The following is an 18850-nucleotide window of genomic DNA, read 5'->3' on the forward strand; positions in this document are numbered from 1 at the left end:
GCTTACGGTGCGCTCTCCAGCCGGCACGACCCGGGCGCCGAGGCTCGACCCCCGCACGAAAATCCTGCTCGTCCTCCTCGTCAGCATGGTCGTGACAGGTCCGGACGGCCTGCGTTTCGTGCTTCCCGGGCTGCTGCTCGCGGCGGGCCTCGCGCTCTGGGAGGGCGCTCGCCGCCGTGCGCTCGTCCTGTGCGTCGCGGTCGCGACGATGTGTGTGCTCGGTTGGCTCCTGCCACTGTGGTGGCCGAACCCGCTCACGGCGATCGTATCGCTGACCTGCACCTACCTGATCCGGTTCACGGTGGCGATCGGGGTCGGGATGCACCTGGTCGCCACGACGTCGCCGACCGAACTCAACGCGGCCCTCCGTGCCGCCAGGGCACCACGGGCGATCTCGGTGACCATGGCGGTCATGCTCCGCTTCTTTCCAGTCGTCGCCGCCGAGGCCGCGGCGGTCCGCGACGCCCTGCGACTGCGCGGTCTCACCGGCGTCGGCGCGTTCCTCTGCCACCCCGTTCTCAGCCTGGAACGGTTCACCGTCCCCATGATCGCTTCGAGCCTGCGGGCCGGTGAAGATCTCGCGGCCTCCGCGATCCTGCGCGGACTCGGCTCGCACCGCAGGCCGACCGCGTTGCACCCGCCACGCTTCGGCCGGCCCGACCTCGTGTGGGCCCTCCTCACCGCCGGCCTGGCCACCGCCGCCATCGTCCTACCCACACCGTTGACGTGATCCGCATCGACCGGGCCACCTGGACCTATGCCCACGCCGACACACCGAGCCTGCGCGACTTCAGCCTCACCGTCGCCCCCGGGGAGTTCGTCGTCCTCTGCGGCGCCAGCGGCTGCGGCAAGTCCACCGCGCTGCGCCTCATGAACGGCCTCATCCCGCACTTCCACGAGGAAGGAACACTGACCGGCACAGTGACCGTCAGCGGCCTGTCCACGAGCGCCGCCGAACTCGACGAGATCGGCCTGCACACCGGCACCGTCCTGCAACACCCGCGCCGGCAGTTCTTCACCGACACCGCCCGCGAGGAGGTCGCCTTCGCGATGGAGAACCTCGGGTTCCCACCCGAGGAGATCCGCACCCGCGTGACGACGACGGTCGCCGGGCTCGCCGACAGCGTGCCGATCGAACAGCGCCTCCACCATCTGTCCGGCGGTCAGCAGCAGCAGGTCGCGCTCGCCGCCGCGATCGCTCACGGCCCTTCCGTCCTCCTGCTCGACGAACCCAGCTCGAACCTTTCGGCCGACGCCATCCGACGGCTGACCGCCACCCTCGCCGACCTCAAGGGCAAAGGTGTCACGGTCGTCGTCGCCGAGCACCGTTTGCGCTACCTGCAGAAGCTCGTCGACCGCGTCTTCGTCGTGCGCGACGGGACGATCGACGTCGAGTGGTCGGCGGCGCAGTTCCGCGCGGTGCCCGACGACGTGCTCGCCCGGGAAGGGCTACGCGGGACCGTCCGCACCGCCGAACTGCCCACCCTGCCGGCAGCGGGACCGAGCGCCGCGAATCCGGTCCCGGCCGACGACGTGCCCTCGGGAGCGCTCGAGCTTGCCGGGATCCGCTGCCGCCTCGGCGGACGCACGGTCCTCGACCTAGAGCGCGTGGCCTTTGCCGCCGCCGAGGTGACAGCGATCCGCGGCGTCAACGGCGCGGGCAAGTCCACCCTGGCCCGGGTCGCAGTCGGACTCCAGCGCTGCCCCGGAACCGTGCTCCTCGACGGGGAAGCCGTCAAGCCCCGAGCACGACAACGAGCCAGCGCGATCGTCATGCAGGACGTGCAGCGACAACTCTTCACCGACCGCGTCGAGGCAGAGATCGAACTCGCCCGCGCCGACGTCCCGGGCGCTCCCGACGCCCGCGAGGTGCTCACCACGCTCGACCTGGCCCACCTCGCCGACCGTCACCCGCTGTCCCTGTCCGGCGGCCAGCAGCAACGCCTCGTCGTCGCGGCGGTGCGAGTCTGCGATCGACGCATCGTCGTCTTCGACGAACCCAGCTCCGGTGTCGACCGGCGACACCTCCGGTCCATCTCGGACCAGATCCGGCAGGTTGCCGCCGACGGCTCGGTCGTCCTCCTGATCAGCCACGACGAAGACCTGATCGCCCTCACCGCTGACCGGCAGCTCACGCTCACCCCCGTGACCCGCAGGTGAACGACAGCGCAGCGATGACAGGTTCCCTGTCGTCACGCGCAACGACCACTGGAAGAGACGCACATGACCCTGAAGTGCCCGCTCCGGCCCCGGAGGCGACCGGCTCCCGCCCGCAGATTCCGTTGCTGCTGGGCGCTGTGCTGCTCGTCTACCTCGGTCAGATGACCCTCAACCCGATCATCGCGCCCCTCTCCCGAGAGGTCGGCCTGGCCGAATGGCAGATCGGGGCGACCCATCAGCACCGCCGCGATCATGCTCGTGCTCACCAGCCCAGTTCTGGGGACGCCCGCGCGCAGTCCTGGGGACGCAAACCCGTGCTGGTCGCCGCGTTCGCGCTCGCGACGGTGGCAATGACCCTGTTCGCCCTCCTCGCCTGGCTCGGCATGGTCGGCGCGGTCAGCGGCATCACGCTGTTCGTGCTGTTCGTCCTGCTGCGCGGCGTCGGCTTCGGCACCGCCATCGCCGCCGTGCCCCCGACCGCGCAGGCGTACATCGCCGACGTCACCACCGACGAGACGGCACGCGTCAAAGGCATGGCCGGCGTCGGTGCCGTGCAGGGCATCGCCATAGTCGCCGGATCCGTCGTCGGCGGCGTCCTCTCCGCGTTCGACCTCATCGCGCCCCTCATCGCCGTGCCCGTCCTGCTCGCGTCCGGACTCGCCCTCGTCGCCGTCGGCCTCCGCCGCGAACCACGGCACGCCCTCATCCAGCGGCCGGCCCGGATCAGCCCGCTCGACCCCCGCGTCTGGCCGTTCCTGCTGGCCGGGTTCGGCATGTTCACCGCACTCGGCTTCATCCAGGTCATCACCGGATTCATCGTCCAGGACCGGCTCGGACTCGACGCCGAGACCACCGGCCTGGTCACCGGCGGCGCGCTGCTCATGGCGGGCCTGGGCATGATCCTCGCGCAAGCGGTGATCGTGCCCCGCAGCCGGTGGACACCTGCGGCCCTGCTGCGCATCGGCGGCACCGTCGCGTTCCTCGGATTCGCCCTGCTCATCCCCGACGCCGGAGCGATCCCACTGTTCACCTCCATCCTGCTCATCGGGCTCGGCCTGGGTACGGCGATGCCCGGCTTCACCGCAGGGCCGACCCTGCTGGTCGCTCGCGACGAACAGGGCGGGCTCGCCGGACTCATCGGCGCGACCACCGGTCTGACCTTCGTGATCGCACCCACCGCCGGGACCGCCCTCTACGGGATCTCGGCCCCGCTCCCCATCATCGCCAGCACGGCCATGATGGCCGTCGTCGCTGCCTTCGTCTTCATCCATCCCCGCTTCCGGCGAACGCCGGCACCCCAGGAGGCCGCCGTCGCGGCAACCGAGCCCACATGATGACGTCGGCCACCGCCTGACGCGGGCGCACGGCTGCGTACCAGGCCCGAGTACGACCTGACCGGGAGCCTGCCGACGGCGAAGCTGGCGAGCTGTGGGAGTCCGCTCGGCGGCGCGACCCCGGGCTCGCCGAAATCTCACCCGCGCCAAGCCGGCGTGGGCCCGACTTCGACCCGGGGGGCTAGGCGCCGACGCGCTGGGGCGGGACGGTCAGCCCGTACAGGGCCATCAGCTCCGGGGTGTCGACGCGGCTGCCGTCGGCCACCGAGTCGCAGGAGATGTCGACGATCCGGTCCTTGTGCGCCAGCAGGTACGGCCGGGCACCCACGTCGGCGCTAGCCAGGGTGGCGATGCCGGACCAGTGCCGGCGGCCGAACACCATCGGGTACCCGCGCAGCCCGTCGTAGGTGGCGCAGACCAGCACGTCGGGGTACGGCAGCGCGGCCACCCGCCGCACGGCCGCCGAGGTGAGCCCCGGCATGTCCACCGGGACCACCACCACCGCTTCGACGCTCTCGTCGGTGAGCGCCGCGAGGCCGGCCCGGATCGACGAGCCGACACCCGTCCCCCAGGCGCGGTTGACCACCACGGTGGCCCGGGTCAGGGCGGCGGTCCGCCGCACCTGGTCCGCCGCCGCGCCCAGCACCACCACGATCTGCTCGCAGCCCGCCTCGGCCATCGTGTCGATCATCCGGTCCACCAGGGGCTGGTCACCCTGGTGGAGCAGTGCCTCGGGGCCGCCGAGGCGGCGGCCCCCGCCCGCCGCGATGATCATTCCTGCGATTCGCACACCGGGTGCAACGAGCACTCCCCGGATGAGTGTCGGGGCGAAAGGTATATTTGACGCAGTCGGGACAAGGTTTGCCGCAGCGGTCAGGCGTCCGGGGTAGCAGTCGACGACGGCGTCAGCGGTCAGGCGTCCGCGTAGCAGCCGACGACGGACACGTCGAGCGGAAACCGGACCGGGGTGTCGCCGAACAGCAGGGCGGTGGCCCGCGCTCCACTGGCGCGGATCGCCTCGGCTACCTCGTCGGCCTGCCCGGCCGGGCAGTGCACGATCACCTCGTCGTGCTGGAAGAAGACCAGCTCGGCGTCGCTGCCGGCCAGCGCCGTACGCAGGGTGGCCAGCAGCGTGGAGGCCCACTCGGCGGCGGTGGCCTGGATGACGAAGTTGCGGGTGAACCGGCCCCGGGAGCGGGCCGCCCGGGCCCGGGGCCCCTGCGGGTCGACCGCCGCCTCCGGGTCGATGCCGGCGTCGTCGCCGTCGGCGAAGCCGGCCGCGCCGGGCGGGCACGTGCGCCCGAGCCAGGACCGCACCAAGCCGCCGGCCTCGCCGGTGCGGGCCGCCGCCTCCACGTACGCGAAGGCGGTCGGATAGTTGCGCCGCAGCACCGTGAGGGCGGGGACGGCCATCCCGCCGGTCTGCCCGTACATGGCGCCGAGCAGGGCGACCTTGGCCCGGGGCCGGTCACCGCCGAAGGAGTCCCGCGCCAGGGCAGCGTAGAGGTCACCCGCCCCGCCGGCGGCGGCCAACCGGGCGTCGCCGGAGACCGCCGCGAGCACCCTCGGTTCGAGCTGGCCGGCGTCGGCGACGACGAGCCGCCAGCCCGGGTCGGCCACCACCGCCCGCCGGATCACCTTGGGGATCTGCAACGCGCCGCCGCCCCGGGTGGCCCACCGGCCGGAGACGACGCCGCCGGGGACGTACTCCGGGTGGAACCGGCCGCCGCGCACCCACGCGTCCCGCCACGCCCAGCCGTGCGCCGTCCAGATCCGGTAGAGCTCCTTGTGCTCCAGCACCAGCGGCACCGCCGGGTGGTCGACCCCGCGCAGCACCCAGGCCCGGGTGTTGGGCAGCTCCACCCCGGCGCGGGCGAACGCCCGCAGCAGCTCGGCCGGGGAGTCGGCGTGCACCTGACGCACGCCGAACGCCTCGGCGATGCGAGCGGCCAGCTCGGCCAGCCGGCGGGGCGGGCCGCCGACCGGGGACGGCTCGCCGAGCAGCTCGGTGAGGATCTCGTCGTGCACCTCGGCCCGCCAGGGCAGGCCCGCGGCACCCATCTCGGCCGCGATCAGCGCGCCGGCCGACTCGGCGGCCACCAGCAGCCGGAACCGGCCGGGGTGCGCGGTGGCGGCGATCCGATCGAGCTGGTCGGCGTACACCCGGGTGAGGGCCTCGACGCCGGGGCCCGGCGGGCCGGGGAGGGTGTCGAAAAGCGCGCCCTGCCCGTGGCCGGGCGGCTCGGCCGGGCGGGGCGACGGGTCCGGCGGCACCGGCGCGCCGGTGAGCCGGGCCCACGCGGCGGCCGGCGAGCGGGGCTCGCCCCAGCGGCCGGCGTGCCCGAGCAGCAGCGACTCGGTCAGCTCGACGTCGTGGCAGCGGTCGAGCCGGACCCCGGCGCGCAGCAGCGCCGGGTAGACGGTGGCGCCGGAGCCCCAGACCCAGCGGGGGTGCGTCGCGGCCTCCCGGGCGGCCACGGCGGCGGCGAGGTCGGCGACCTGCTCGGCCGGGCCGGCGGGGTCGAGGGGCCGCAACACTCCCCCACCCCGGTCGTCCGCCTCCACCGCCACCAGCACGGAGACGATTCTGCCTCCACCCTGCGACACTCCGCGTGCTGCCCGCGCGCCGGGCGCGGGCGGGACGACGGGCAGCGGCTACTTGCTCACGCCGGCGGTCAGGCCGGACTGCACCTGACGCTGGAACACGATGTACACGATGAGCACCGGCAGCATCGCCATGGTCACCCCGGCGAACAGGCCGGACCAGTCGGACCTGTAGCCCTGGTTCACCGACAGCTCGATGAGTCCCTGGGCGATCACCTGGTTCTTCGGCTCCCCAGCCACCGACTGCATGAGCAGCGTCGGCAGGTACCACTGGTTCCACTGGCCGAGCACGTTGAAGATGCCGATGCTGATCAGGCCCGGCTTGGACATCGGCAGCATGACGCTGAAGAACAGCCGGCTGTGCGAGGCCCCGTCCACCATCGCGGCCTCGGCGATCGAGTCGGGCAGCGTCCGGAAGAACGAGTGCATGAAGAAGACCGTGAACGACAGCGACCAGGCGACATAGACCAGGATCAGCATGAGATGCCGGTTCGGGCCCAGCAGCGGCAGGACGATCCCCATGTTGTAGACGCCCTTGAACAGCGGCACGGCGGCGAGGTAGATCGGCAGCGTCAGGCCGGACAGGAACATGTAGTAGATCAGCCGGTTGCCGGGGAACTCGTAGCGGGCCAGCACGTACGCGGCCATCGAGCCGAGCAGCATGGTCAGGAAGACGCTGCCGACCAGCACCAGCAGCGTGTTGAGGAAGAACGCGCCGAGGTGCCCCTCCCCCCAGGCCCGGGTGAAGTTGTCCCAGTGCAGTTCGTCGGGGATCAGCGACAGCGGTTCGCGGATGACCTCCGAGTCGTCCTTGAACGCCGACATCACCACCCACAGCAGCGGGTAGATCACCATCACGGCCCAGACCACCAGGAACAGGTGGGAGAAGCCGTTGAAGACGCGTCCGCTCAGCTCACGGCCGCGGCTCACGAGGCCCCGGCCCGGCGCGGGGCGGAGGGCCGGACGCCCGGGGCGGGCCAGCTCACCGGACGGTTGGGTCACCGTGCTCATCGTCGGGGTCTCCTCAGTACTCGATCCGCTCACGGCGGGTGATCCGGAGCTGGAGGGCGGCCAGCAGGATCGTGAAGACGGCCAGCGCCACGCCCATCGCGCAGGCGTAGCCGAACTGCCCCTTCTGGAACGCGGTGAAGTTGAGCACCGACGCGAAGATCTCGCTGGCGTGGTTCGGCCCGCCCTGGCTCGGGGTCATGACGAAGACCAGGGCGTACATGTCCAGCGCGATGAAGCCCAGGTAGACCCAGGCCACGGAGATGGTGTCCCGCAGCAACGGCAGGGTGATCCGGAAGAAGGTGTCAAACCGGCCGGCCCCGTCGAGGATGGCCGCCTCGTAGATGTCCTTGGGGATCGACTGCATCGCCGCCGAGAAGAGCACCATGTAGAAGCCGGCCCCGCTCCACACCGCGATGAACAGCAGCCACCACAGCACGGCGGGCACGCCGAGGAACGGCTCGGGGTCGGCGGTGAACGCGATCGGGTCGTCCGCCTCGACCAGACCGATCTTCATCAGCAGGCCGTTGATCAGTCCCTGGCTGTCCGAGCGGTAGATCTGCTGCCACATCACGGCGATCACCACGAGCGACAGGACCTGTGGAAAGAAGAAGATGACCTTGTAGAGCCCGGAGCCGAAGACCCCCCGGATGCCGGCCCTGTCCTCGCGTCCGCCCACGTTGAGCAGGAACGCGAGGAACAGGGCCAGCGCGATCGTGAACAGCGGCACGGTCACCAGGAAGAACACGTTGTGCCAGAACGCCTTCCTGATCAGCTCGTCGGAGAACAGCCGGACGTAGTTGTCCAGCCCGACGAACTCCTGCTTGTCGGAGTAGCCACCCCAGTTGGTCAGCGAGTATCCGGCCGCCTGGGCGAAGGGCCACACCACGTAGAAGAGGTACAGCGCGACGGGGAGGGCCAGGAAGCCCGTGACGAAGCGCGCGACACCGTGCCGCATTCCACTCAACTCTCTCGAACGGATCAGTGGGCCGCCACCGGGTCAGGCGCGGGTCTGCTTCTTGATCGACGAGTCCTTGGCCACCTTGTCGGCCGCCGCCTGCATCTTGTCGACGAACTGCTGCGCGGTGAGCCGGCCGGCCATCAGCTCCTCGGCGAGGTTCTGGCTCTCCTTGTCCAGGTCGGCGTAGAAGTCGAAGAGCTTGGTCTTGATCAGGTCCTTCGGCGCGTTGCGCATCAACTCGTTGGCGCTGGCCAGTGCCGTGTCCTGCACCCCGTCGCCGGAGCCCTTCGTGGAGGCGAGCGACTTGGTCAGCTCGGCGAACTTGGTGGACCCGGACTTCGACAACACGGCCCGCAGGAACTCCTTCGCCGCCGCCTTGTTCGGGGCCTTGCTCGGCACCACGAGGCCCTCGCCGGCGCCGGCGAAGACGTCCTTGGGCGCTTTGTCCGTGGCTCCCAGGCCCCAGTAGTCCGACAGCTTCATCTCGAAGCCCGGCGGGATCGTCGCCGCCATCTCGTTCTTCAGCCAGGTGCCGACCTGGATGAATGCCGCCTTGCCGTCGAGCCAGGCCTGCTGGGACTGGGTGTGGTTGAGGTTGCCCGGCAGCAGCAGCTTGTCCTTGACCAGCTTCTCCCACGCCTGGAGGGCGGGCAGCACCCCGTCGGCCTTCCAGGCGTTCTCCTTCAGGTTGTCGATGTCGACGACCGCCTGCCTGCCGGCGGACTTCCAGATCGTCGCCATCAGCGCCCAGCGCGGGTAGTAGCCGTGCACGGCGTCGTGCACGTACGGGGCGATGCCCTTGGCCTTGATCTTCGGCGCGAGGGCGAAGAACTCGTCGAACGTCGTCGGCGGCTGCCAGCCCTCCTTGGCGAACAGCGCGCCGTTGTACCAGTTGCCCCACACGGTGAAGGCCACGTTGACGACGTAGAACTTGCCCTGGAAGGTGCCGTCCTCCACCGTGCCGGGCAGCAGCGAGTCGGCGACGGTACCCTCGCTGTCCCAGGCCGGGGCGGTGAGCAGGTCGTCCAGGGGCTCGATCGCGCCCTCGTTGACCAGGGTGCTGATGTCCATCATGTCGGCGCCCGAGTTCATGACGAGGTCGCTCGGCTGCGTCGCCATCTTCGGCTGCTCTTCGGTCTTGATCTTCTGGGTGGAGCTCATGTTGACCGTCACGCCCGCGTGCTTGGCGTTGAAGACGGCCTTGTCCTCCTTGGCCCACTGGTCGCCGAGGCCGCCGTTGAAGATCACGACCTTGACGGCGCTGCCGTCCTGCACGCCGAACGGGTTGTCCTTGCTCTTGGCCGCGCCGGTGTCGTCGGACCGGCTCGGCTCACTGCCGGCGCAGGCGCTGAGCAGGCCCACGGCGGGGGTGACGAGCAGGCCCGCCGCGGCGGCGCGACGCAGCAGGGTCCGGCGGCTCAGATCGGCCGGGTGCTCGGGGGTAACCGACATCGTTGTCTCTCCTTGAGGTGTCGAATCAGGCGGTACGCCGGAGACGTCCGGCGTACCGCGACCCGAGGGCGAGGTGGTGCTCGTCCCCACCGGGGACGTCGGCGGAGAGGTAGATAGGGGGTACCTCCCCGGCCTGGTGGAACCGTCGTACGACCTCCGGGGTCACCAAACTGATCATGCGGTGGCCCCCTTCGTGGCCTTGTGCCCGTCGACTGCCTTGGCGGTGCGCTGGAAGGCCGCGTGGGCGCGGTCGTGGGTGCGCTGCGCGACGGCGATGTAGAGCAGGTCGAGCACGACGAGCTGCGGGTGCCGGGCGGACAGCGCGTCGGGGCGGAAGGTCGTCGCCTGGCTGGCGGTGAGCAGCACGAGGTCGGCCAGTTCCGCCAGCGGTGAGCGGGGGAAGCCGGTGAGGGCGACCGTGGTGGCGCCCCGGCTGCCGGCCTCGGCGAGCATCTCGATGGTTTCCCGGGTCTGCCCGGTGTGCGAGATGCCCAGCGCCACGTCACCGGGGCCGAGCAGCGCGGCGCTGGCCAGCCCCTCGTGCACGTCACTCCAGGCCCACGCGGCCACCCCGATGCGGTGCAGGCTGAACTGCATCTCCTCGCCGACGAGGGCGCTGCCGGAGGCGCCGAAGATGTTGACCCGGCTGGCCCCGGCGATGGCGACCGCCGCCCGTTCCACCTCGGCGAGGTCGAGCAGCGTGGCGGTGTCGTGCATGGCCCGCGTGTCGGCGGCCATGATCTGGCCGAGGACCCGTTCCAGGGGGTCGCCGGGCTGGATCTCCCGGCCGATGTCGACGGTCCAGCCGGCGGAGCGGGCCCGGCCGGTTTCGGCGGCGATGCCGAGGCGCAGGTCGGCGTACCCCTCGAAGCCCATCGCCCGGCAGAACCGGGTGATGGTGGCCGGGGAGGTGCCGCTGCGCTCGGCCAGCTCGACGATGGTCGCCCGCGTGGCGGCCTCCGGGTCGCTGAGCACGTGCTCGGCGACGCGGCGTAGCGCGCCGGTCAGCTCTCCCGCGCCGGCCCGGACCCGGGCGAGCACGCCGTCGGTGGGCAGCGCGCCCCGCCGGTCGGCCGGGTCGGCGTCGACCACGGCGGCCCCCCGGAGGGTGTCGACCTCGTGATCCACCATGCGACGCCTTTCGGAAAAGAGTGTTAACTGTTAGTGGTAAAAGTTCTTACTGAAGGGCCCTCCGTGTCAAGACCGTGGTCGAAGTTTTCAAACTGTTACCTGGCGTACGGCCGCCGACCCGGTCGGGGATCTTGCTCCCCGCAGCGGGGCCCACCAGCATGGATTCGCTCACAACGCCGACCCGGGAGGACCCACCGGATGTGCGACACCATCGTGGTCGGCCTCGACGTCGGGGGCACGTCCACCCGGGCCCTCGCCGTGACGCTGACCGGGGAACGCCTCGGCACCGGCCGGGCCGGCGGGGGCAACCCGACCAGCCACGGGGCCGAACGGGCCGCCGGGGAACTCCTGGCCGCCCTGCGCGCCGCGCTGTCCGGCGTGGACCCGGCCCGGGTGCGGGCCGGCACGATCGGGCTCGCCGGGGCGGGACGGCTGCTCGCCGACCCTGCGGGGCGGGCGGCATTCGACGGGGCGTGGCGCGACGCCGGCCTGCGCTGCCCGTACGCGGTGCACGGCGACGCCCTCGTGGCGTACGCCTCCGGCACGCCCAGCGCCCACGGCACGGTGCTGGTCGCCGGCACCGGCGCGATCGCCGCGCAGGTCCGCGACCTGCGGCTGGACCGGGTCGCCGACGGCCACGGCTGGCTGCTCGGCGACGCCGGCTCGGGGTTCTGGCTGGGCCGGGAGGCGGTCCGCCGGCTCCTGGCCGACCTGGACGCGGCGCACGACCCGGGGCCGCTGGGCCGCCGGGTGCTCGCCGCGTTGCTCGGCGTCGACCGGGTCGCCGACCGGCCCCGGGACACCGTGGACGCGGTGGTCCAGGCCGTCACCCGCCGGCCGCCGGTCGAGCTGGCCCGGCTCGCGCCGCTGGTGGTGGCCGTCGCCGCCGAGGCGGAACCGGTCGCGGCGCGGCTGATCGGGGAAGCCGCCGGTCACCTGGCCGCCAGCGTCGCGCGGATCCGGCCGGCCAGCGCGGTGGACCCCGTGGTCCTCGGCGGTGGCCTGCTCACCGGCGACACCCCGCTGGCCGCCGCCGTCCGCGCGGAGCTGGCCCGCCGGTGGCCGGGCGCGTCGCTGCGCGCGGCCGGCGACGGGGCCGCCGCCGCGGCCTGGCTCGCCGCCCGCCACCTGCCGAGGTCACCGACCCGGCCGCCCTGCACCCGCTGCTGGTGCCGGCGACTTCCTGACGGCGCTTCGCAGGCGACCCGCCGACCGCGTCGGGGCGTTCGTCGCCCGATGCCCCGCCGGAAGCCCCGGCCTGGCATAGCCTGATCCCATGCGCCGCCTGCGGCAGCTCGCCGAGCGTACGCCGGCCCGGCGGGAACGCTACGTCGACCTGTTGCGGGCGGTCGCCATCGGCATGGTCGTCGCCGGGCACTGGGGCGTCACCGTCATCACCCGGGACGCCGCCGGCCGGCCCACCGGCCACTCCGCGCTCGGCGACCTGCCGTGGGCGTACCCACTGACCTGGGCGGCCCAGGTGCTGCCGGTGTTCTTCCTCGTCGGCGGGTTCGCCAACGCCGCCTCACTGACGGCGAGCCGGGCCCGGGGCGGCGACGCCACCGGCTGGCTGATCGACCGCAGCGCCCGGCTGGTGCCGCCGACCACCGTCATGCTGCTGGTACTGGCGGCCGGCGCGGGCGGGGCGTACCTGTGGGGCGCCGGGGAGGCCCGGATCCGCACGGTGGTCTGGTTCGCCACCATCCCGCTGTGGTTCCTCGTGCCCTACCTGGCCGTCGTCGTCCTCACCCCACCGGCGCACGCGCTGCACCGACGCTTCGGCCTCGCCGTGCCGGTGGCCCTGGCTGGCCTGGTCGCCCTCGGCGACCTGGGGCGGCTGACCGGGCCCGGAGTCCTCGCCTGGGGCAGCTACCTGGCCGGCTGGCTCGCCGTGCACCAGCTCGGCTTCGCCTGGTACGACGCCCACGCCGCCGCCGGTGCCCGGAGCGCCCCGCCGGGCGGGCGGCCCGCAGCGAGCGCGGACGGTCCCCGGCACCCGCTGCCGACGTCCCGTCCGGCGGCGGTCGCGCTGCTGGCCGGAGGAATAGACGCGGTGCTGCTGCTCACCGTCGTGGGGCCGTACCCGGTGGCCATGCTGAACGTGCCAGGCCAGCGGCTGGACAATGCCAGCCAAACAAAAACCTGGCACTGCTCGCCCTAAAACACCGCCCAAATCGGGCTGGTCCTGCTGCTGCGCGACCGCGCCGAGCGGTGGCTGCGCCGACCCTGGCCGTGGCAGGTGGTCATCGCGGTGAACTCGGTGGTGCTGACCCTCTTCCTCTGGCACCTCACGGCCGCCCTGCTGCTGATCGGCCTGCTGGACGCGGTCGACCTGCTGCCCACCCCGGCGGTGGCCACCGCCGCGTGGCTGGCCTGGCGGGTGCCCTGGCTGCTGCTGCTCGCCGTGGTGCTGGCCGGGCTCGTCGCCGTCTTCGGCCCGGTCGAGGCGCGGTCCGGCCGGCGGCGGCGCGCCGGGGAGGAGGCACGCCGCCGGGCCACCGACGGCGGTCGCCGCCGGGCCCAGGCCACGCTGGTGGTCGTCGGATACGCCGCCGTGGTCGCGGGGCTGCTGGTCAACGCCGTCACCCCGAAGGCCGCGTCCGAACCGCTGGGGCTGCCCGCCCCGACTCTGGTGGCGTACCTGACCGGGGCGGGGCTGCTGCGGGCGCTCAGGTCTGGGTGGGGAAGCCGAGATTGACCCCGCGGTGGCGGGGATCGGGCCACCGGCTGGTGACCACCTTGCCCCGGGTGAAGAACGCGACCCCGTCGGCGCCGTGGGCGTGCAGGTCACCGAAGAGGGACGCCTTCCAGCCGCCGAACGAGTAGTACGCCATCGGCACCGGGATCGGCACGTTGATGCCGACCATGCCGACCTCCACCTCGTGCTGGTAGCGCCGGGCCGCGCCGCCATCGTTGGTGAAGATCGCCGTGCCGTTGCCGTACGGGTTGGCGTTGACCAGGTCCACCGCCTCGTCGTACGAGCCGACCCGCAGCACGCCGAGCACCGGCCCGAAGATCTCGTCGGTGTAGATCGACATGTCCGGGTTGACCCGATCGAACAGGGTCGGGCCGAACCAGAAGCCGCCCGGCTCACCGTCCGGTGCGACGTCGCGCCCGTCGACCACGGGGACGGCCCCGGCGGCCACCCCGGCCTCGACGTACCCGCGTACCCGCTCGGCGTGCGCGGCGGTCACCAGGGGACCCATGTCGCAGCCGCGCCGGCCGTCGCCGGTGCGCAACCGGGCCATCCGCTCGGCGATCCGGGCGACCAGGGCATCGGCGACCGGCTCCACCGCGACCAGCGCGGAGATCGCCATGCACCGCTCCCCCGCCGAGCCGAAGCCGGCGTTGACCGCCGCGTCGGCGGCCAGGTCGAGGTCGGCGTCGGGGAGCACCACCATGTGGTTCTTCGCCCCGCCGAGGGCCTGCACCCGCTTGCCGGCGGCGGTGCCGCGCCGGTGCACGTGCCGGGCGACCGGGGTGGAGCCGACGAACGACACCGCCTTCACCCCCGGGTGGTCGAGCAGCGCGTCGACCGCCTCGGCGTCGCCGTTGACCACGTTGAACACCCCAGCGGGCAGGCCGGCCTCGGCGAACCACTCGGCCAGCAGCAGCGCCGCGCTCGGGTCCTTCTCGCTGGGCTTGAGCACCACCGCGTTGCCGCAGGCCACGGCGACCGGGACGAACCACAGCGGCACCATCACCGGGAAGTTGAACGGGGAAACCACCGCGACCACCCCGAGCGGCTGGCGCAGGCTGTACGAGTCGACCGCGGCCGAGACGTTCTCGCTGAACCCGCCGCGCAGCGCCGAGGAGATGCCGCAGGCGTACTCGATGACCTCCAGGCCGCGCTGCACCTCGCCGGCGGCGTCGGCGAGCACCTTGCCGTGTTCCGCGGTGATCACCTCGGCGAGCCGGTCGCGGCGGGCGTTGACGATCTCGCGGAAGGCGAACAGCACGGCCGTCCGCTTCGCCAGGGAGGCGTCGCGCCAGGCCCGCGCGGCGCGCCCGGCGGCCTCGACCGCGACCGCCACGTCCGCGGCGGACGCCAGCGCCACCTGTCCGGTACGCCGGCCGGTGGCCGGGTCGAACACGTCCCCGCGCCGGCCGGACGTGCCGTCGACCCGCATGCCGTCGACGAAGTGCCCGATCGGGTTCACGGCGCTCGACTCGGACATCAGGCCGCCGCCTCGCCACCGACGCAGGAGGCGATGGCGTCGACCAGGATGGCCAGCCCCTCGCGGGCCTCGTCCTCGGTGAGGGTCAGCGGCGGGCCCATCCGCAGCACGTTGCCGTACAGGCCGCCCTTGCCGACCAGTAGGCCGCCGGCCCGGCACGCCTCGAAGACCCGGGTGGTCAGGGCCGGGTCGGGCTCGACGGTGCCCGGGTGGACGAACTCGACACCGAGCATCAGCCCCTTGCCGCGTACCTCGGCGACGGGGTCGAGGCCGCCCACGGCGGCCCGCAGCCCGTCGGCGAGGATCGCGCCGACGCGGGCCGCGTTGGCCTGGAGGTCGTGGTCGATCAGGTAGTCCAGGACGGCGTTGCCGGCGGCGGTGGCGACCGGGTTGCCGCCGAAGGTGGAGAAGCTGATCGCCGGCACCGACTCCATGATCTCGGCCCGGCCGACCACCCCGGCCAGGGCGAAGCCGTTGCCGATGCCCTTGGCGAAGGTGAGCAGGTCCGGGGTGACGCCGTGCGCCTGGTACCCCCAGAAGTGCTCGCCGGTGCGCCCCCAGCCGGTCTGCACCTCGTCGGATATCAACAGGATTCCGTGCTCGTCGAGCACCTTCCGCCACGCGGCGAGGAGGCCGTCGGGTCCGTGCACGAAACCGCCGACGCCCTGGATCGGCTCGGCGATCAAACAGGCGACGTCGCCGGCGGTCTGGGTGGCGAGGACCTCGCGCAGGTCCTCCACCGCAGCGTCGACCCGGTCGGCGGGGTCGAGGCGGGACAGCAGGCCGCGCAGCCGCTCGCCGGAGTGCAGCCAGGCCACCTGGAGCGGGTTGAGGGCGCTGGCCGACCAGCTTCGGTTGCCGGTGACGCCCATCGCCGCGTACGTGCGCCCGTGGTAGCTGTTGCGCACGGCGAGGATCTGGTGCGAGCGGCGGTGGTTCGTGGCGGCCAGCAGGGCGGCCTCGTTGGCCTCGGTGCCGGAGTTGGTGAAGAAGACCCGGGCGTCGGGAATGCCGGAGTGTCGGGCGATCTTCTCGGCCAGCTCGACCTGCTGGCGGATCAGGTAGAGCGTCGAGGTGTGCACGAGGCCCGTGGCGAGTTGCCGCTGCACCGCCTCGCGGATCTCCGGAATGTCGTAGCCGATCATGTTGGTCAGCACGCCGCCGAAGAAGTCCAGGTAGGTGCGGCCCCGCGCGTCGGTGACCCGGCGGCCGGAGCCGGAGACCAGCTCGATCGGCTCGGCGTAGTAGAGCGGCATCCAGGACGGCAGCACTGCCCGGTGCCGGGCCAGCAGGTCGTCGGTCATTCGTCGCACCCTCCAACGCGTCGGCGGTCACCGCACGGTCCCACCCGCAGGCGGCGGGGACAACTGCCACTGTGTAGCGCAGGGGTGGTTCTCGGCTGACAGCACGTCAACCGGTCCGCTGCGGTTTCCGGGGCCTCCGGCGCGTCCGACGCGCGTTTCCCCTGGCTGTGGACCCCGGAGGCGACTCGATCCGCACGGTACGATCCGGGGCGTGCGGATCATCCGGGACATGGCGCTGCCGGACGGCGAGGCGGGCATCAACCCGGCGCGGATCGTCGACGGCGTGCGGTCCTGGGTCACCTCGCCGCCGCTGCGGGACCTGGTCGCGCGGTTCGGCGGCGACCGACCCCCGGACGACCTGGCCGCGGCGCTGGCCTGGCTGGACGACTTCTCCGCCCGGCACTGGGACTTCCGGGGCGGCCGGGAACGCCCCGAGGCCGCCGAGCCCGCGTTCGACCCCCGCACGGCGGGGCTGGTGCTCGCCGCGGCGTCCGCGCTCGGCCTGGTCCAACCGGTCCCGCCGGCCCGCCCGGCGTACGCGCACCTGGTCGTCCTCGGCGGGCTCGCGCACGCCTGCCTGCGCCGGGTCGCGTTTGCCGCGCGCCTGCTGGACTCGGGCACGACGGTGGCCGGCGAGGTGGCCGTGCTGGGCAGCTTCCGGCCGCTGTCGGGGGCGGAGCGGCGGGCGCTGGCCGACGCGGGCGTGGCGGGCGGCGACACCGAGGTGGACGCCCTCGACGCGGCGGTCCGGCTGACGTTCGGGGTGGCCGAACCGGCCGAGGAGGACGGCGTCGACGTCGGGGATCCGCACCGGTCCTGGTCCTCGCGCACCTGGCGGCCGGCGGGGCTGCCCCCGGTGCGGGTGCTCGCCGCCCCGTCCAGCGAGCCCGGGCGGCGGCGCGCGCACACGGCCGACACCCAGCGGTTCTGGGCCGAGCGCGTCCGGCTGCGCGTCGGCGACCCGGTGCTGATGGTCACCGCGCCGATCTACGTACCTTTCCAGCACTGCGACGCGCTGCGCACGCTCGCCGTGCCGTACGGGTGTGGGATCGAGACCGTCGGCGTGGACCCGACCCTGCCCGACCTGACGCGGCTGCCCGAGCCGGCCCTGACGCCCGGGCGCTACCTCCAGGAGATCCGCTCGGCGATCCGGTCGATGCGCGCGCTGTACGCCGCCGTCGCCGCCGGGTGAGCCACCGCGCCGCCGCCAGCAGAACCGCCGCGCCGCCGCCGGCTGCACCGCAGCCCAGTGAGCTGGGCGGCGAACCTCCAGGCCGGGTGGCGGCCCGGGTCGGCGCCCGACGGGGAGATCGGGCACCGACCCGGGCCGTCGCAGGGTCAGTTCACGTAGACGGTCGCGCCGCCCTGGGTGATGTCCCGGACCGGGGCGTACGTCGCGCTGAAGTACGCGGAGGAGAAGCAGGTGCCCGGGCCGGCGGACTTGGTGAACGGCTGGTTGACGAAGGCGATCGAGGTGGTGGCGTTGGACGCTGTTCCCCGCACGACGTTGCCGTTGGCCTTGTAGACGCAGGTGACGTTGCCGAGCAGGGTGCGCAGCGAGACGGTGCTCTGGATCGGCCCGGTGAGGGTGACCGCGCCGGCACTGGTCACGGAAACCGAGTACGGCAGGACGTCTACCGTCACGCTGTTCACCCCGAGGGTGCCGGCCACGTTGCTGGTGCAGCTGGTGAAGGTCTGCCCGGTGAGGCTCTCGGTGGCGGTGCCCGGCGCGGCCGGGTTGGTCAACGCCTTGGCCGTGAAGGTGGACGCGGCGCACTTGACGCCGGTCGTGCCAGTGGCCGACGAGTAGAAGTTGGCGGTGCTCCCGGTCCGGAGGCTGGCCTGGAGGGTGTCGGAGACGGCGACGGCGGTCCCGCCCGCGCTACCGGTGGTGAGCACCGTGTTGGCGAGGGCGGCCGGATCGGCGGCGGAGGCGGGGGCCGCCGCCACGAGGGAACCGAGCAGCGCGACGGCGGCGAGGCCGACGGCGGCGCGTCCGTACCTGGGCATGGTGGGTCCTTTCGACGGGTGGTGGTGCGACGGCGGCGGCCGGACCGGCGGGTCACCGCGCCCGGTGGGCCGGGCACGGCCGGGCGGCCGCGAGGGGCGGCCACGGCGGGACGTCGTGACCGTGGGCCCGCCGCCGGGAGACGGTCGGCGGCGGGGGCGGACCCCGCCAGGCGGCGGCGGGGCGGGTTGCGGGTCGGTGACCGGTGACCCGGCGGGTCGACCCTGGTGTCCGGCCGGTCAGTGGCCGGTGCCGGCTGGGGCACTGCGGCGTGGCCGCGTCACCCGCACCTTTCCGGCCTTGGGAGCGCGCGGGCGGTCGGCGATAATGACGACCATCGAGCCCTCCTTCGGCGCTGCTCGGTGCGACCATCCGGCGAAGATGACTATCAGCGACACGATGGAAACCCAACGTGGTGAAGTTATAAACCCCGGAGGGTCGCAAAGTCAATCGTTGATGCATGGAGGTCGATGTCGATGTCGCTGGCACCCCACCCGGAGGCCGGGGCCACCCCCCTGCCAGGGGCCCGACCCGGGCGCGATCCCGAGCGGGCGATCAAACGCGGGCCGCGCCGCCTGTCGGCCGAGGTGGTCGCGGCGACCCAGCGCGACCGGCTCTTCGACGGGCTCGTCCACGAGGTGGCAGCCAAGGGCTACGACAACGCCCGGGTCACCGACATCTGCCGCGCGGCGGGGGGTGACCCGCCCCGC

At 73.0% G+C, this 18850-nt stretch carries 13 protein-coding genes and 4 pseudogenes; 7 read left to right on the forward strand and 10 right to left on the reverse strand.

Going from position 1 to position 18850, the window contains the following annotated elements; translation table 11 throughout:
- Positions 1-7: 7 nt before the first annotated feature.
- From MCAG_RS05285 to MCAG_RS05295, 3 genes and pseudogenes are all read left to right on the forward strand, one after another.
- Positions 8-730: an energy-coupling factor transporter transmembrane component T gene (locus MCAG_RS05285; protein WP_036376432.1), complete on the forward strand. Its 723-nt coding sequence runs from the start codon at positions 8-10 to the stop codon at positions 728-730.
- Entirely contained in the window at positions 727-2160 is a 1434-nt protein-coding gene (locus tag MCAG_RS05290) for an ATP-binding cassette domain-containing protein (protein WP_036372420.1), read from the forward strand. Before MCAG_RS05285 ends, MCAG_RS05290 begins: the two co-directional genes overlap by 4 nt.
- A gap of 74 nt (positions 2161-2234) precedes the next feature.
- Positions 2235-3494, forward strand: a pseudogene (locus MCAG_RS05295) (MFS transporter).
- Positions 3495-3675: 181 nt separating this feature from the next.
- Here the strand turns inward: MCAG_RS05295 and MCAG_RS05300 are convergent.
- The 7 genes from MCAG_RS05300 to MCAG_RS05325 all read right to left on the reverse strand — a co-directional run bounded on the left by MCAG_RS05300 (position 3676) and on the right by MCAG_RS05325 (position 10650).
- Positions 3676-4269 carry an NTP transferase domain-containing protein gene (locus MCAG_RS05300; RefSeq protein WP_007071943.1) on the reverse strand — a complete coding sequence of 198 codons (594 nt, stop codon included), beginning with the start codon at positions 4267-4269 and terminating at the stop codon, positions 3676-3678.
- A gap of 137 nt (positions 4270-4406) precedes the next feature.
- Positions 4407-6101 carry a bifunctional 3'-5' exonuclease/DNA polymerase gene (locus MCAG_RS05305; RefSeq protein WP_036372423.1) on the reverse strand — a complete coding sequence of 565 codons (1695 nt, stop codon included), beginning with the start codon at positions 6099-6101 and terminating at the stop codon, positions 4407-4409.
- A gap of 48 nt (positions 6102-6149) precedes the next feature.
- Complete coding sequence (locus tag MCAG_RS05310; protein WP_369751355.1) at positions 6150-6953, reverse strand: carbohydrate ABC transporter permease; 804 nt, start codon at positions 6951-6953, stop codon at positions 6150-6152.
- Positions 6954-7122: 169 nt separating this feature from the next.
- Positions 7123-8064 (reverse strand): carbohydrate ABC transporter permease, encoded by a 942-nt coding sequence (locus MCAG_RS05315; RefSeq protein WP_007071946.1) that lies wholly within the window; start codon positions 8062-8064, stop codon positions 7123-7125.
- Positions 8065-8106: 42 nt separating this feature from the next.
- Positions 8107-9519, reverse strand: coding sequence for an N-acetylglucosamine/diacetylchitobiose ABC transporter substrate-binding protein (gene ngcE, locus MCAG_RS05320; protein WP_007071947.1), 1413 nt, complete (start codon positions 9517-9519; stop codon positions 8107-8109).
- Between the two features lie 25 nt (positions 9520-9544).
- On the reverse strand, positions 9545-9697 hold the full coding sequence (locus MCAG_RS32240) for a hypothetical protein (RefSeq protein ID WP_198141506.1): 153 nt from the start codon (positions 9695-9697) through the stop codon (positions 9545-9547).
- Complete coding sequence (locus MCAG_RS05325; protein ID WP_007071948.1) at positions 9694-10650, reverse strand: MurR/RpiR family transcriptional regulator; 957 nt, start codon at positions 10648-10650, stop codon at positions 9694-9696. The genes MCAG_RS32240 and MCAG_RS05325 overlap by 4 nt, the downstream gene beginning before the upstream one ends.
- Before the next feature lie 198 nt (positions 10651-10848).
- Here MCAG_RS05325 and MCAG_RS05330 point away from each other — a divergent pair.
- A pseudogene (locus tag MCAG_RS05330) lies at positions 10849-11837 on the forward strand (N-acetylglucosamine kinase).
- 89 nt (positions 11838-11926) lie between these two features.
- Positions 11927-13348, forward strand: a pseudogene (locus tag MCAG_RS05335) (acyltransferase).
- On the opposite strand, the gene MCAG_RS05340 reads toward MCAG_RS05335, so the two are convergent.
- Both MCAG_RS05340 and MCAG_RS05345 read right to left on the reverse strand, forming a co-directional pair.
- On the reverse strand, positions 13320-14810 hold the full coding sequence (locus tag MCAG_RS05340; RefSeq protein ID WP_007071951.1) for a CoA-acylating methylmalonate-semialdehyde dehydrogenase: 1491 nt from the start codon (positions 14808-14810) through the stop codon (positions 13320-13322). The pseudogene MCAG_RS05335 and the gene MCAG_RS05340 overlap by 29 nt on opposite strands.
- 17 nt (positions 14811-14827) lie before the next feature.
- Positions 14828-16132, reverse strand: a complete 1305-nt coding sequence (locus MCAG_RS05345; protein WP_007071952.1) for an aspartate aminotransferase family protein — start codon at positions 16130-16132, stop codon at positions 14828-14830.
- Positions 16133-16343: 211 nt separating this feature from the next.
- On the opposite strand from MCAG_RS05345, the gene MCAG_RS05350 reads away from it, so the two are divergent.
- Positions 16344-17324 carry a hypothetical protein gene (locus tag MCAG_RS05350; RefSeq protein ID WP_007071953.1) on the forward strand — a complete coding sequence of 327 codons (981 nt, stop codon included), beginning with the start codon at positions 16344-16346 and terminating at the stop codon, positions 17322-17324.
- Between the two features lie 146 nt (positions 17325-17470).
- Here MCAG_RS05350 and MCAG_RS05355 read toward each other — a convergent pair whose 3' ends face one another.
- Positions 17471-18142, reverse strand: coding sequence for a hypothetical protein (locus MCAG_RS05355; RefSeq protein ID WP_007071954.1), 672 nt, complete (start codon positions 18140-18142; stop codon positions 17471-17473).
- 468 nt (positions 18143-18610) lie between these two features.
- Between MCAG_RS05355 and MCAG_RS33450 the strand changes: the two are divergent.
- A pseudogene (locus MCAG_RS33450) lies at positions 18611-18850 on the forward strand (TetR/AcrR family transcriptional regulator); the annotation flags it as partial.

The sequence above is a fragment of the Micromonospora sp. ATCC 39149 genome (genome assembly GCF_000158815.1).
Lineage (GTDB): Bacteria > Actinomycetota > Actinomycetes > Mycobacteriales > Micromonosporaceae > Micromonospora.